The 13462-nt window shown below is 67.2% G+C and carries 14 protein-coding genes and 1 pseudogene; 6 read left to right on the forward strand and 9 right to left on the reverse strand.

The window, feature by feature from the left end; translation table 11 throughout:
* The first annotated feature begins 16 nt into the window (after positions 1–16).
* Together RE027_RS14040 and RE027_RS14045 are read left to right on the forward strand one after the other, a co-directional pair.
* Entirely contained in the window at positions 17–673 is a 657-nt protein-coding gene (locus RE027_RS14040; RefSeq protein WP_368808893.1) for a TetR/AcrR family transcriptional regulator, read from the forward strand.
* An 86-nt stretch (positions 674–759) separates the two neighbouring features.
* Positions 760–1251 (forward strand): TspO/MBR family protein, encoded by a 492-nt coding sequence (locus tag RE027_RS14045; RefSeq protein ID WP_368808894.1) that lies wholly within the window; start codon positions 760–762, stop codon positions 1249–1251.
* A gap of 200 nt (positions 1252–1451) precedes the next feature.
* Here the strand turns inward: RE027_RS14045 and RE027_RS14050 are convergent, their stop codons facing one another.
* Positions 1452–1649, reverse strand: coding sequence for a hypothetical protein (locus tag RE027_RS14050; RefSeq protein ID WP_368808951.1), 198 nt, complete (start codon positions 1647–1649; stop codon positions 1452–1454).
* 206 nt (positions 1650–1855) lie between these two features.
* Positions 1856–2230: pseudogene (locus tag RE027_RS14055) on the reverse strand (nuclear transport factor 2 family protein); the annotation flags it as partial.
* Positions 2231–2675: 445 nt separating this feature from the next.
* Between RE027_RS14055 and RE027_RS14060 the strand changes: the two are divergent.
* Positions 2676–3587 (forward strand): DUF1963 domain-containing protein, encoded by a 912-nt coding sequence (locus tag RE027_RS14060; RefSeq protein ID WP_368808895.1) that lies wholly within the window; start codon positions 2676–2678, stop codon positions 3585–3587.
* Between the two features lie 613 nt (positions 3588–4200).
* Entirely contained in the window at positions 4201–5463 is a 1263-nt protein-coding gene (locus RE027_RS14065) for a threonine/serine exporter family protein (RefSeq protein ID WP_368808896.1), read from the forward strand.
* 198 nt (positions 5464–5661) lie between these two features.
* Here the strand turns inward: RE027_RS14065 and RE027_RS14070 are convergent, their stop codons facing one another.
* From RE027_RS14070 to RE027_RS14085, 4 genes are all read right to left on the reverse strand, one after another.
* Positions 5662–6000 carry a rhodanese-like domain-containing protein gene (locus tag RE027_RS14070; protein WP_368808897.1) on the reverse strand — a complete coding sequence of 113 codons (339 nt, stop codon included), beginning with the start codon at positions 5998–6000 and terminating at the stop codon, positions 5662–5664.
* Entirely contained in the window at positions 5997–6446 is a 450-nt protein-coding gene (locus tag RE027_RS14075) for a hypothetical protein (RefSeq protein WP_368808898.1), read from the reverse strand. The genes RE027_RS14070 and RE027_RS14075 overlap by 4 nt, the downstream gene beginning before the upstream one ends.
* A gap of 13 nt (positions 6447–6459) precedes the next feature.
* Positions 6460–6816 (reverse strand): MarR family winged helix-turn-helix transcriptional regulator, encoded by a 357-nt coding sequence (locus RE027_RS14080; protein WP_368808899.1) that lies wholly within the window; start codon positions 6814–6816, stop codon positions 6460–6462.
* 630 nt (positions 6817–7446) lie between these two features.
* Positions 7447–7899 (reverse strand): nuclear transport factor 2 family protein, encoded by a 453-nt coding sequence (locus RE027_RS14085; RefSeq protein WP_368808900.1) that lies wholly within the window; start codon positions 7897–7899, stop codon positions 7447–7449.
* 420 nt (positions 7900–8319) lie between these two features.
* Between RE027_RS14085 and RE027_RS14090 the strand changes: the two genes are divergently transcribed.
* Complete coding sequence (locus tag RE027_RS14090; protein ID WP_368808901.1) at positions 8320–8490, forward strand: hypothetical protein; 171 nt, start codon at positions 8320–8322, stop codon at positions 8488–8490.
* 401 nt (positions 8491–8891) lie between these two features.
* Positions 8892–9437 (forward strand): hypothetical protein, encoded by a 546-nt coding sequence (locus RE027_RS14095; protein ID WP_368808902.1) that lies wholly within the window; start codon positions 8892–8894, stop codon positions 9435–9437.
* Positions 9438–9704: 267 nt separating this feature from the next.
* Here the strand turns inward: RE027_RS14095 and RE027_RS14100 are convergent, their stop codons facing one another.
* From RE027_RS14100 to RE027_RS14110, 3 genes are read right to left on the reverse strand one after another with little or no spacing between them, the layout of a single operon-like run.
* Complete coding sequence (locus RE027_RS14100) at positions 9705–11942, reverse strand: ABC transporter permease (protein WP_368808903.1); 2238 nt, start codon at positions 11940–11942, stop codon at positions 9705–9707.
* Positions 11939–12733 (reverse strand): ABC transporter ATP-binding protein, encoded by a 795-nt coding sequence (locus RE027_RS14105; RefSeq protein ID WP_368808904.1) that lies wholly within the window; start codon positions 12731–12733, stop codon positions 11939–11941. The genes RE027_RS14100 and RE027_RS14105 overlap by 4 nt, the downstream gene beginning before the upstream one ends.
* A complete protein-coding gene (locus RE027_RS14110) occupies positions 12730–13257 on the reverse strand; it encodes a PadR family transcriptional regulator (protein ID WP_368808905.1) in 528 nt (175 codons plus the stop codon). Before RE027_RS14110 ends, RE027_RS14105 begins: the two co-directional genes overlap by 4 nt.
* Positions 13258–13462: the final 205 nt, after the last annotated feature.

The following is a 13462-nucleotide window of genomic DNA, read 5'->3' on the forward strand; positions in this document are numbered from 1 at the left end:
AGAAAGTGGAAGGGATATGCGTACGATGCCTGCCAGGACTGACCGGCCGCGCCTGCTGGCCGACGCCGCGATCGGCGTGATCGCGAGCAGCGGGATGCGGGCGCTCACCCACCGGGCGGTGGACGCCGCCACCGGGGTTCCGTACGGAACGACCTCGTACCACTTCCGGACCCGCCGCGAACTGTTGCGTGGCGTGCTCTCGCGGATCGCGGAGGTCAACCACGAGCGGCTGTCCCGGGTGCCGGGTCCACCCACCGAGACCGTTGACGCGCCCGCCACGCGGACGGACCGGCTCGCGGAGGCCGATCAGCTGGCCCAACGGATCGCGGTGTTCGTCGATGGTCAGATCACCCAGCGACGGGAACATACCCTGGCCCGGATGGCCTGCGAGATCGAAGTCGCCTCAGATCCGGACCTGCGCGAGATCCTGCATGCAGGAGACGTCTTCCGGGAGATGGCGGTCGCTGCCCTCACCCGGCTCGGCGCCGGTGACCCGCCGCGACAGGCCGACGGCCTGGTCGCCCTGATCGACGGGCTGCAGTTCGATCGGCTCGTGGGGGTGGGCTCGATGTCAGCAGCCGCGCCTGGAACGCCGCAATCCCAGACCGAGATCGCCGCGGTGGTGCGCAGCTATCTAACCGGGTTGGTGCCTCCTTCATGTGATGTTCGTTGAGCTCCTGACCGTCCGGCTTGCGCGGCGACACGTCATATCCGGCCCCCACTCGTGGTACGCGACGGTGCTGATCGGCTAGAAGTGGCATGCTGAACCCCATGAAGCACTGGGCTCGGTTGAGGCAGTTGACCGCCGTGGGCGGGCCCCCCGTGGCCGCCGCAGTGCTGGGGAACGCCTTCATCGGCAAGGAGGCCATGGGCTGGTTCCGCGAGCTGAAGGCTCCGCGGATGCAACTGTCGCTGCCCGCCTTCGGTGTCGTCGGGGCGATCTACTACCTCGAGCTCGGTGCCGTACTGTATCGCGCCCACCGCAACGACGACCGGCACGTTCGGCGGCTCGCCCTCCTCGTGCTCGCGGGTAACGAGCTCTGGAATGTGTCGTTCTTCGGACGGCGCGATCCACGGGCTGGGTTTCTCGGGATCGTCGCGTTCTTGGCGCCACTTCTGGCGCTGCAGAAGGCCGTGGCCGCAGACCGGCCGTCTGTCCTCGCCCTTACCCCGTACACCCTGTGGGTCATCGGCTACGACCTGCCCTGGACGTACAGCCTGTGGCGACTGAATCGCGTTGCCCAGCGCTGACCGGGCGGCCCGTTCATCAGCTGCGCCCATCACGCGCCGATCGCGATGCGCAACCGCTCGACCACCTTGCCCACCGTGGACTCGGCCACCCAGGTCGCTCGCGACCCGGGGATGTTCCGGGCAACCGCTGTACCAGCGGATCGGAGAGCTGCCCGTGGGGCCTGGGGGATCACTCGCTCTGCGCTTGGACAGCCGGGCGCTCAAAAGAAGCCGTTGTCGTGCGGCAGGTTCTCCGGCGCGGGCTGGACGACCTCCCAGTGCTCGAGGATCCGCCCAGCGGCCACCCGCCACAGGTCATAGCAACCAGCCGAGACAGGTGGGCCGTCCCCCTCGCCGTCACCGCCGGGCTCCAGCAGGGCCTCGGTGACGGTGAGGACGAAGTCTCCCTCACCGACCACCCGGTGAAGAGTGCGCCGGACCAGCCGATCATCCGGTCCCGTCCCATGCTCCACGTGGTCCGAGTTGCCGGCAAGCTCCTCGAAAGCCTCCCGATCGCTGCCGATGAGGCGGTTCTGCACCCATTCGGTGACCAGCGTCTTGTTCGCCCCGGCGCTCTCCCGTTCGGTGATCTCGGTGGGGCCATCGATCCGACGGGTTCCTGCGTCCCCGTCGGGCCCGGCCCTAACCCGTGGTAGAGGCAGTGGATCGCGACCATGTTTCCGTCCTCGGGCACCCGGAGGGGCTCGAACCGGAAGTCCGGCGGCAGCTGCCCGGCCATGGCCTCGCGCCCTTGTGCTCCGTCGGGAGCCAGAGCGGAGTGCTGCCGGTATCCCGGGACCCAGTGACGGTCGACCGCCGAGGGGTCCCGGTGACCGAAAAGCTCGTTGCCGGCGGTGAGGACGATCTGCTTGCTGCTCATGGCCATCTTCCTGGCACGGCGAGCCGGTAAGACCACAGAATCGCCCCGGTCAGTCGGCCCGCATGGTCGTGCCCACCACGCTGCCCCCGCCCTGCGAACCGGGGCAGACGCCCGAACCATGTGACAGCGAAGGGCCTCGACCAGGGGGTAGCGCAGCCATCGACCACCGCCCCTCGGTGGAAGAGGTGGGATGCCGGCGTACGCGAACAACCCTCACCCGGCTGTGACCGTTCAAGAGGGTAGTCGCTGTGTGCCGAAGCATGTAGAGCTCCCGAGAACGGCGGATTCCGAAGTGCCCCGTCTACGACCGGAGGCTGTATCGCCTGGTGAGGAGCATGATGCGTATGTCGTGCCTTTGCGGGCTTTTCACCGCGCGGGTCTCACGGGCCTGACAACGCCTCTCGGTTGCTTGTAGAACACGTAGAAGCGTCACGGCCCGCAAGAGGTCCCTCTTGCGTGCACAGTGATCGCCACGCAGGGTCGTGCGGGTGTCGTCGGCGTGCGAGGAGCTATGTTCGCACTTCCAAAGGGCTCGGGCAGCAGAGCCCTTTCTCGAGAGGACATGATGAGCGAGCAACCCATCAACGTCGAGGCTCCCCTGCATGGACCGTGGGGACAGATCCAGGCCTGGTTGCAGACCGGCCCGCCCGGGGCCGGCCAGTTGCTGGAGCAGGTGGCGTTCTCGCCGGTGCTCAGCGACCAGTCCTTCGCCCCCGGCGACGAGGAGCTGCGCGAGTTCTGGAGCACCGGCGGATGGGTCAGCTGGCTGGGTGGTCCCGCCGCCGCACCCCTGGACCAGTGGCCGCACGCGGCCGACGGCACCGCCCTGGCCCACGTACTCACCCTGGATCTGTCTGACCTTTCCGGAGTGGTCGATGACCAGGGCAAGGCCGTGTGGCAGGGCCTGCGCGAAGGCCTGCCCACCGAGGGGGTGCTGGAGGTCTTCCACGATCTGCGCACCTTCGGCTACGACGTCGACGACAGGGACACCGGTGCCTGGGTGGTGCGCTGGGTAGCGGAACCTGCGCGCACCGAGCTGGTGCAACCGCCGGAGGAGACAGATGCACCATCGGCGGCGTGCCAGGTCGTGCTGGCCCTGCCCGGGTTCACCCTGCCCCCGGCCGCCGACACCGCCGGTGGACCGGAGGAGGACTTCGAGACCGCCCAGACTCTGGAGGAATCTCTGCAACGAGCGTGGCTGGCCCAGCGCACCGGCTCCACACAGGGCCATCCGATCCCGGTCAGCCACGTCTACGGGCACAGCCAGCACGGGGAGATCCATGCCCGGGCCCTGCTGGATAAGGTGCTGCCGCTGAGTGTGCCCGGGAATGAGCACCGCCTGGTTCTGGACCTGGAGAGCTGGACAGCCCTGGCAGGGTGGTTCGGCGATGCCGGCAGCCTGGAGGTGTGGATGCGTGGATCCGATTTGGAGTCCCGCCGTTTCAACCACTCGTGGTGTCTCATCCGCACCGCCTGAACCGCATCCACGACCAAGGTGCTGAGCGTCTGCCGCGAACACCAATCCTGTAATGCAGCTGGGGTTGGTCCTGAGCATTTTCAGGTTAGGTCGTAATCTCGCTAAATGAGTGATTCCGGTGTGGTGCGGTCTTGGTTCGACGACGCAGGGTGGGGAGTTGTTGACTCCGAGCAAACCCCTGGGGGTTGTTGGGCTCACTTCAGTCATGTCGCTGTTCGCGGATTCAAGTCGCTGGTGCCGGGGCAGGCGGTGAATCTGGAGTGGGAGCGGGTTGAGCAGGACGGGTTCACGTATCGAGCGGTTCGGCTGTGGCCAGCGGGAGAAGAGCCTGTCGATGCCGAGGCCTCCAGCGGTTTCGCGTCGGGGGCTTTCTCCAGCACCCTCAAAATTGTTTGGGACCGCTGAAACCTCGATCAGCTACTGGGTTTGTGGCGTGCGGTTGGGGTTCCCCGAGCGGGCCTGGTGCGTTTTCCCGAACTCGGTCGTCTCGCCCAGAGGAGGTTCCGGGGAAGTGGGGTGACGTCGTCGATGCGTTCCATCGCCGTCCGTGACCGGCCACAACGACGTAGGATGCCCTGGATTTGCGGATATGACCTGTGGAGAAGAGTGAGACATGACCGGTGAGACCCCCACCCAGCCAGAGCCTGGCACTGACGCGGACGGCTCGGGGGAGGAGCTTCGCCGGTTGCTGCTGGAGCTGGGATCGGAGCTGCTCGCCGGGGGTCTGCCCGTCAACGACGTCGAAGGCGCCCTCCGCCACCTCGGTGTTGCCCTCGGACGACCCGACGTCGCGGTAGCGGCACTGCCCACAGGCCTCTTCGTCACCCTCGAGAAGGCAGGCGATGCCGGGTTCCAGCCCACCGGTAACCCACTGAGGTTCGAACAAACGGCTGAGATCCTCGAACTCGGGCAGCGGGTACGCGTCGGCCGCCTCAGCATCGGTGATGCTTTGCGCGACCTGAAGCGGATTCGACGTTCACCCGCACGCTGGCCCGCATGGGTGTCCGACCTCGGTGCCGTGCCCATCGGGGTGGGGTTGTGCGTTCTCCTCCAGCCCGCCTTGCCCAACATCGCCGCCGCCGCCGCGGGGTCCTTGATCGTCGCAGGACTCACCACGGTGGCTCGTCACTGGACTGGGTTCAGGCCGTTGCTGCCGGTAACGGCCGCATTCATCGTCTCCTTCGTGATGCTCCTGGCGGTGCAAGCATCCATCCTGGGCGGCGCTCTGCGCACGATCGTGGCCGTTCTGGCGATCCTGCTTCCGGGAAGCCTGCTGGTTACCGGTCTTTCCGAAATCGCAGCCGGGGCGATCAGCGCCGGCTCCGCCCGACTCCTCGGTGGAAGCGTGCAGTTGGTGCTTTTTGTCACCGGGGTCCTTACGGCGGCAGTACTTCTTCATGCTCCGCCCACCGACCTGGCCAACACGTACGTCACCCATGCCTCCTGGTGGACCATGGTGGTCGGGGTTGCGATCACGCTTGCCGGGATCATCGTCTGGTTCAGCACGCCCCTTTCCGCCACCCCTTACATCGTTGTCGTTGCCGGTCTCACCGCTGGTGTTCAACTCACGGTCCAGTCGATGTATGGTGCCGCCACTGGAGGTCTCCTGGGAGCCGTCGTCGCCGCCATCGCGGCCACCATCGCCCATGCGCTTCCCAACGCCCCGGTATGGCAAGTCATCTATCTACCGGCTTTCTGGGTCCTCGTTCCCGGCTCGTTCGGCCTGATGAACGCCACCCAGATGCACTCCGGTGACGGCCTTCATGACCTCGCCACGGCAGGCTCAGCCGTGCTCGCCGTCGCCATCGGCACTCTGATCGGCTCCTTGATCAGCCGATTGCCACTCGCCCGCCACCGCGGTGCCCGATTTCTGTAAGAGACGGATTCGCCCCGGGGCCGGTGCAGGCTCTGGTGTGCCGCTGGTGCTGACCACGGACCCCGTCTCGACCCAGGTGCTCGACGGCCTGCTGAAGTAGATGCGAGGAGCACAGCCGTGTGCGATAGGAGTTGCTCTTGTGGTGAGAGGGCATTCCGGGTTGCCGCAGGCGGGGTCGGTCCATGGATGCGGCAGTGCTCAATCGGTTCCACTGGTGAGGGGTCCGCCGGCCGCGCGCCAGTCGATGAGTCCGCGTGCCATGTTGATGGCGTCGAACCCCAGGTCGGCCAAGAGGTTCGCTGCACCGGTGGAGAGGAGTCCTCCGGTGCAGAAGGTGATCAGCAGGCGGTCCTCGGGCAGTTCCTGGGCGCGTTCCTCAAGCTGGTCCAGTGGAATGTGCTTGGCACCGGGGATGTGGTGGCGGCGCCAGTCCTGATCCCGGCGCACGTCGACGACGAGTGCGCCGGCCTCGAGGAGCTCCATGGCCTGCTGGACGGTGACGGCCGGAGGGCGGCGGAAGAAGTGTCGGAGGCTCACCGGTGGCCCCTTCTCCGCACATTGACCAGGGTAAAGAGGCCACCGATGACCGGTGCGAGGGCAAGGATGCGGGTGCGCCATGTCAACCTGGCGGAATCGACCGGGGTCTGCAGCGACTCTTGTTGGCCAGGCATGGTGCGCAGTGCCGCCAAGCCCCCGGCAGCGGCGGTCAGATCCATGGCAGCCACGATCTGGACCTCGCTCCGGCGATCCTGGGCCCCTGCCAGTGCGAGTCCGATGACCGGTGCGGCCGGCGTGAGGACACCGTGTTTGCGGGTGATCCGGTGCAGCAGTTGCGCGGGCGCTGCGCTGCGCTCACCGTCCCGCTCGGTCGCGGCGTCCGCCACGACCGCAGCCAAGCGCGGAAAGAGACTCGTGGTGACCGCCATCGGGCCGAGGAACAAGATGCCCGCGAGCACGTGCCCCGTGAGAAGGAATGGTTCCATACCTTTAGCCTAGCTAAAGGTTGGGGGATCTGTCTGCCATCTCCAGGTAGTGGCTGTGCAGGGCCTGCGTGACTCCCGGGTGTGCCAGGGCGAGATCGGCATCGAGGGCGGCGACCTCTTGCGCGGCCTCCGCCAGCAGCTGCTCACCGGCCGGGGTGATGCGCAGGCGAGAGGCCGCTCCCGCGCGGGAGGTGACGTCCTCCACCCACCCGTCGGCGGCCAGGCCCGACACCGCACCGTGGGCACTCGGTGTCGTGATGCGGGATCGGCGGGCGAGTTCGCTGAAGGAGATGCCGGGAGTGGCCCGGATGTGTCCGAGCAGCGCGTACTTGCGTGTGGTCAGTCCCAGTGGTCTGAGCGCTTGTGTCAACGCGGATTCCCAAGAGGAGGCCAACGTCAAGAGCATGACCGTGGGACTGAACGGTGGCGGCTGAGGCATGGCAGCAGACTACTGGCCCGGTAGCTGTGCGTGGCACCCAGTGAAGCCACTCTCCTTGGCCAGGTCGTCAGCACATAAGGCGGTCTGAGGTTCACTGTGACGGTCGCCGCCCGAGCCCTCCGTGATGGCCCGTGTGTCACCCACGGCACCCGAGGGCCGCTCCGTCCGTCGCGGAAGACAATGTCTCCACCGACGCGACATGTCACCCGTCCTCGGCCAGAGGGAATCGGCTGTTGAACCTCCTGCGCAAAGACAATCCAGCAGCATGCAACGGACAACAGCCTGGTCCTACCTCGTACGGCACTAGGGGTTCCCATCCGGGCATCGTCGGGTGACGCAGATTGTGCGAACGGGTCACGGTCGGTGACGAGACGTGGATCGAGCAGCGACCTTGCTGCTCGGCCACCCGCCGTCGACGACCAGGCCGGCAACGTGCAGACAGTGTTTCGGGGCCAGCGGCATGGGCGTGAGACACGTCGTTCCCCGGACCCGGGAATGGTCAGCCACAAGGTTGGCCGTCCGCGGATGCTGTGAGTGGCAGGGGAGGGACTCCCGCCATCGTCACCAGACAGGAAGCTCGCCCTCGCCGGGAGTGACGCGCAGGTCGGACTCGTCGATGGCGACGTCATTGATGGAGGCCTCGCGGCGGCTCATGTAGCCGAGTGCGTCGAACTCCCACAGCTCGTTGCCGTAGGAGCGCCACCACTGCCCACCGGTGTCGTGCCACTCGTACTGGAACCGGACTCCGATCCGGTGGTCCGTGAAGGACCAGAGGTTCTTGCGCAGGCGGTAGTCGAGCTCGTGGTCCCACTTGTCGGTGAGAAAGGCGACGACCTCCTCACGCCCGCGGATGTGCTGGTCGCGGTTGCGCCACTCGGTGTCGACAGAGTAGGCGCCGGCGACGCGTTCGGGGTCACGGCTGTTCCAGGCGTCTTCGGCGGCCTGGACCTTGGCGAGGGCACTCCCGTGGGTGAAGGGCGGAAGCGGTGGACGCGGCTGATCAGGAGTGCTCATGTGCCCATCCTTCCGGGGCGCGGGGTGCGTCCGCCAGTGGCGGGGGGCTTTGCATATGGCCGGTCAGCGGCGGACCGTGCTGCGGGAGAGGTGACTGAAGGAGAGTCGAGATCGTGGAACTCACGCGTGGGCGGTGGATCGGCCCGGGGTGCGGATCAGTTGTCCGGACACCGGTGTGCTGCTCCTGGGGCGGTGTTCCTGCACGGGTTGGCCGGCAGTGCCGGGGAACTCGTGCCCTCGGCCCGGGCGCTGTGGGCTGATTGTTCGCTGCGTGTTGGTGGACCAGTGCGGACCGGGGTGCGGCACCCCGGTGTCGGCCCAGATGGGCCGGTGCGCCTTCGTCGACGACGTCGTCGTGGTGATCGACAGGGTGGCATACGGTCAGCCGGTGATGCTGGTGGGCCAGTCCATGCGGTCGCCGTGGTGGTCTACTCCGCACTGGCCGCACTGGCCGCACTGGCCGCACTGGCCGCACTGGCCGCACTGGCCGCACTGGCCGTCGTCGGGATCCTGCTGGCCTTCGGCCACAGCGTGACCACCGCCTTCTACCAGGTGCTGCGCGACACCATGCAGCGGACCTCGAGGCCGTAGACGGTTTGAGCAGGATGGGCTTCGACAGCGTGCCGCGCACACGGCGGAGACGGCCTTCCCGAAGCCCCCCATCAGCGACGGATGGTCGTTTCTACCATCTCGGGTGGTCGGACCTTGTAACGCGATCACGGTTCTGCAACGGCTCTGCGCCACTCAATCCCACTCTGCTCCATTGCCTCTACTGCTCCATGTCCTCCACTGTGGGGAGAAGAGTGAGGCTCTTCCACTTGCTGATCCCTGGGACAAGCAGTTTAGATCGCCTGGGTGACCCACTGTGGAAATATGAATGCATGAAATGCTGGATACATTTTGTCTCGGGTCCGTACCTCGTCTGGGCATATAGCATTCATGATCCCTTTGCCCTGTTCATGATCACCGAAGTGAAATGAGGGGCGTACGCAATGACTGATTCGATCGCTTCTGACAAGACGGCATCGAGGTCCATAAAAAAGGGGGATGCGCAAGAAGTATTTGCACCGAATGAGTTCCGCATTTACGACCTGTATGTCGTTCAAGGATTTCACATAGTTTTGGATCACGTTGGTGGTGTGTTGAGCGTAAACGCATTCGTGGGAAATGACGGCAGGGCCACTAAGAGAAGGTTCGTCCAGTTCGTACTAGGCATCACCTACAGGAGCGGGGCCCAGACCCGATATAACGAAAGGGTTTCCACTGTTGCCGAAGGAATCCGACCCGGGGATATTGTGGAGACAACTCCGACGCGGGCCAACTTGGTGTACTTCAATGAAGACTTGGACACCAAGTACAAGATGGAGGCCACCGTTGACTTGGGGCAGGACATATTTGATGTCAATAGGGCGAACAACATCTATCACCAAGAAGAGCGGTTCTACGACCCGGCGATGTTGGCCAAGGCCAGAGACAGCGAGGGCGGTATTGTTTTCACGAACGGCGTAATGGGTGTGGAGGATGTGCCTGGTGGCTAGTTTCTATGAGGCCAGTTGGTGATTCACGCCGCCTCATTGGGCGGCCCATGGGAGAAAGCTGTTCGCTCTGCCGTTACATAGCTTCTAAACGACCCCGGGGTTGCCGCATCATCAGGTGTCATCTGACCTGGCTTGCTCCAGGGGTGGCTCACAGGAATACGGCAGGCACCTAAGGCCACGGCCAGCACGGGTGTTGCAGACAGTCCGCTTTCCATGTGGCCCGGCTACCGGACACTGCCCGGGGGAACGACGATGCAGTTGGGGTTCCTATTCGAAGCGGGTGGCGGTGATGGAGGTGTTGGCTCGGAGCAGTGTGAAGGTGGCGGCCACGGCGGCCAGCGCCAGGGCCATGCTGAGGCCGAGGGTGGCGAAGTAGGCCTGTCCGGGCCAGCTGACCGAGTAGGTGTCATGGAGGCTTTCCACGACCAGCCAGGCTGCGAGGAATCCCAGGGCGGCGGAGAGCAGCAGTATCGACAGCAGGGGCACGGCCGCTTCGCGGACGATGATCCCGCGCAGGGCGGAGAGGGGCATGCCCATCAGGCGCATCAGTCCTAGTGCGCGTCGGCGGTCGATGATGGCCGCGCCGGTGGCGACGGCCAGGGAGATCCCGGCGATGATCACGGCCACGAAGGTGCCCAGGTGGGCCAGGACGGACAGGCTGTGGATCAGGCGGGTGGTCTGCGTGGCGGTGACGTCTGCGCGGGAGGTCGCCGGACTGGAAGTGATGCCGGAGGTGTTCAGGGCGGTGCGGGCTCGGTCGATGGCTTCGGCGGTGCCGTCGGTGTTGATCACCACAGCGAACAGCTGCAGGGAGTTCACGTCCTGGAGGGAAGAGGTTTTCAGGGGGAGGGGTTGTTCTGCCCAGGGGGTGAAGAAGTCGTCGTCGAAGACCGCCACCGGTCCGGTCACGGGGTCTTCGAAGCCGAGGCCGGAGGCGTCCTCGGCGGCGAGGTAGACATTGCTGTCGTCGGACCCGGACCCGGACGCGGAGGCGGGGCGGTCGTAGAGCACCGCGGTGGAGGAGATCCCGGGAAGGGTCTCGATCCTGGTGGCGACCTGTTGCGCCTCGGCCGGGTCGGTCCGGTCGCCGAGGTAGGCGTAGACGCTGGTGGGCAGCATCAGTCCGGGCCGGGCGGGGGGCAGCTCGGCCTGGTCCACCGCGCTGGAGGCACCGGCGAAGGCGGAGACCATGAATACCGCCACGACCAGTCCGGAGACGGCGCGGAAGGTCGCCACCGGGGTGCTGCGGATCCGGCCGGCGGCGATCACCGCGGCCGCGCTGGAGGCCCGGGCCAGACCGATCCGGCTCACCAGCAGGGTCAGCCAGGGGCCGATGACCACCAGGCCCACCGTGGTGAGGGCGAAGCCGAGAATCAGCAGCAGCTGGACGACGGCGTAGGCCCACGGCCAATCCACACGGGCCACTACCACGGCGGCCGTCATCGCCGCCAGCCCGGTGAGCAGGGGCAGCGCCCGCCACGCTCTCGGGGTGGGTTCCCGGCGTGCGCGGGCCGCGCCCAGGGGGCCGATCCCCGCGCGGGCGGTGCCCCAGGCGGCCGCTGCGATGGCGGCGGACACGACCAGGACCACCACGGCGGTGCTCAGCACCGGGCCGGCGGCCAGATCGTGGACGTAGAGCCGACTCTCACCGACCGGCACCTGGGCGGTGACCGGACGCAGGATGGAAGCGGCGGCGACCCCGGCCACCGCCCCGAGCAGAGCGGGAACCGCGGTCTCGGCGGCGGCGATGCCGGCCACCGTGCGAGGGGTCGCCCCGATCAGGCGCAGGGTGGCGAAGCGTTCGGTGCGCTGGGTCGCGCCCAGCCGGGTGCTGATGCTGATGAGCAGCAGCACGGGGAACAGGACGGCGATTCCGCCCAGTGCCATCAGCGTGGCGTAGGTGGTGGCGTTGTCCCCGTACGGGTTGGAGGTGAAGTCCGACACCAGGGCCAGGGCCATGGTCTGGCGGAGTTGGTCCTCGGTGGCCCCGGTGATCACCACCAGGGAGTCCGGTCCGGCCAGGGCGGTGTCGTCGATGGTGCCCGCGTAGGTCCCGTAGCGGTCCCCGAGCTGATCCACCGGGGTGGTTTCGATGAGCTTCTGCAGGGCTGGGGAAGCGTAATAGGTTCCCGGCTGAGGGGCGGAACCGATCCCAGGGATGTGCACCGTGGAATTCTCGGTGGCGGCGATATCGCGTCGCTGGATGAGCCGGTCCTGGAAGACGTCGTCAGCCCGGCCGACCAGGATGGTCTCCGCCGTCAGCGGGAGCAGCTGGGGCTGCCCCTCCGTCGCCGTGCCATCGACGTCGGCTGGTACGGAGAAGGGGGACCGGCCTTCCTCACGCAGCCAGGCGGCGCGCTGATCACGATCGGACAGCCCCTGGGCGGCCGCCCACAGCAACAGGATCAGGCACACCCCGATCGCCACCCCGCCGGCGATCCCGGCCAGCCGTCCCGCGGAGGAGCGGGCACCGGTGAGGGCGAGCCGGGCGGTCACCGGGTTCATGCCGCGGCCCCCCGACCGGTCCCGCCCGTGGGCTCGTGGGCGAGCACGGCCTGACCGGAGGTGATCGTGCCGTCGCGCACGACGACCTCCCGGTCGGCGTAGGCGGCGGTGCGGGGATCGTGGGTGATCATCACCACCGTGGTCCCGGTCTCGCGCACCAGCTCGAGCATCAGCTCCAGCACGGTCTCCGAGGCCAGGGAGTCCAGGGACCCGGTGGGCTCGTCGGCGAACAGCACCGCCGGTGACCCCACCATGGCCCGGGCGATCGCCACCCGCTGGGCCTGGCCCCCGGAGAGCTCCCCGGGATGCTTCTCGCCCTGTCCTGCCAGGCCCAGGCGTTCCAGCAGTTCGTTGGCTGCCGACCTCGCGACCCGGCGCCGGGTGCCGGCCAGCAGCAGCGGGATGGTGACGTTGTCCACCGCACTGAGCTCGGGCAGCAGCTGCCCGTACTGGAAGACGAACCCGAACTCGCGCAACCGCAGTCCGGAGCGCGCCGCCTCGTCCAGGGCGCTGAGCACCACCGCTGCCGTCCCGGCGCCCGGGCGGGTGTAGGTCACGGTGCCCCGGTCCGGGGTCAGCACCCCGGCCATGCAGTGCAGCAGCGTGGACTTCCCCGACCCGGAGGGCCCCATCACGGCCAGCACCTCCCCGGGGGCCACGTCCAGGTCGATCCCGCGCAGGGCCGGGGTGGACCCGAAGTCCTTGTGCACCTGGCGCACCGACAGCAGGACGGCCGGGGAGGAGGGCGGAACGGCAGAGGCGGCGGGGACAGGGGCAGGAGTGGGGATCATGCGGTCAACAGCTCCTTCTTCAGCTGGGTCAAGCGGGCACCGGTGAGCTCGATCCAGCGCAGATCGGCCTCGATGTGGAAGATCCCGTGGTCGCACATCAGCACCTGCAGCAGATCCCCCTCGCGCTTGAGACGGGTCAGCTCACGCATCCGGGTCATGTGCTCGGCGCGCTGGGCGTCCAGCAGGCGTTGGGCGTCGTCGTCGACGAGCAGGGCGACCACGGTCTTGGCGAACAGCTCGCTCTGCAGGGTGGGGGCGGGCACCTCGGGGGTGAACAGCCACTGCTGGACCCTGGCGCGTCCGGTGTCGGTGATCTCGTACTTCTTCCGGTCCGGTCCCGCCCCCGGCTCCTCGCCCAGGGCCCGGATGAGCTCGTCGCGGATCATCCGGGCCAGGGTGGAGTACACCTGGCCGAACGCCAGCGGTTTCTGCGAGCCGAAGTACCGGTCGTAGGAGTGCTTGAGGTCGTACCCGTAGCTGGGCTCCCGCCGCAGCAGCCCCAGCAGGGTCAGCGCGTTGTTCATGCCCCTATCTATACACCCGATGTCTACACGGAGTGAAGAGGCATTGCCGTGGCGCGGCGGGCGTGTCGCGCCGGTGGCCGTGCTGACCGGCATGCCCGCTCGGTCCGGGCATGGCTGTGCTCCGCCGGAGCCGTCCTCGGGCGGACACCGGTCCACCGTCGAGCGGTGCGGTTCGTGTTCGGGCCTCGAGGCGGCAACACGTGAT

The organism is Kocuria sabuli, assembly GCF_040981185.1.
Taxonomy (GTDB): domain Bacteria; phylum Actinomycetota; class Actinomycetes; order Actinomycetales; family Micrococcaceae; genus Kocuria; species Kocuria sabuli.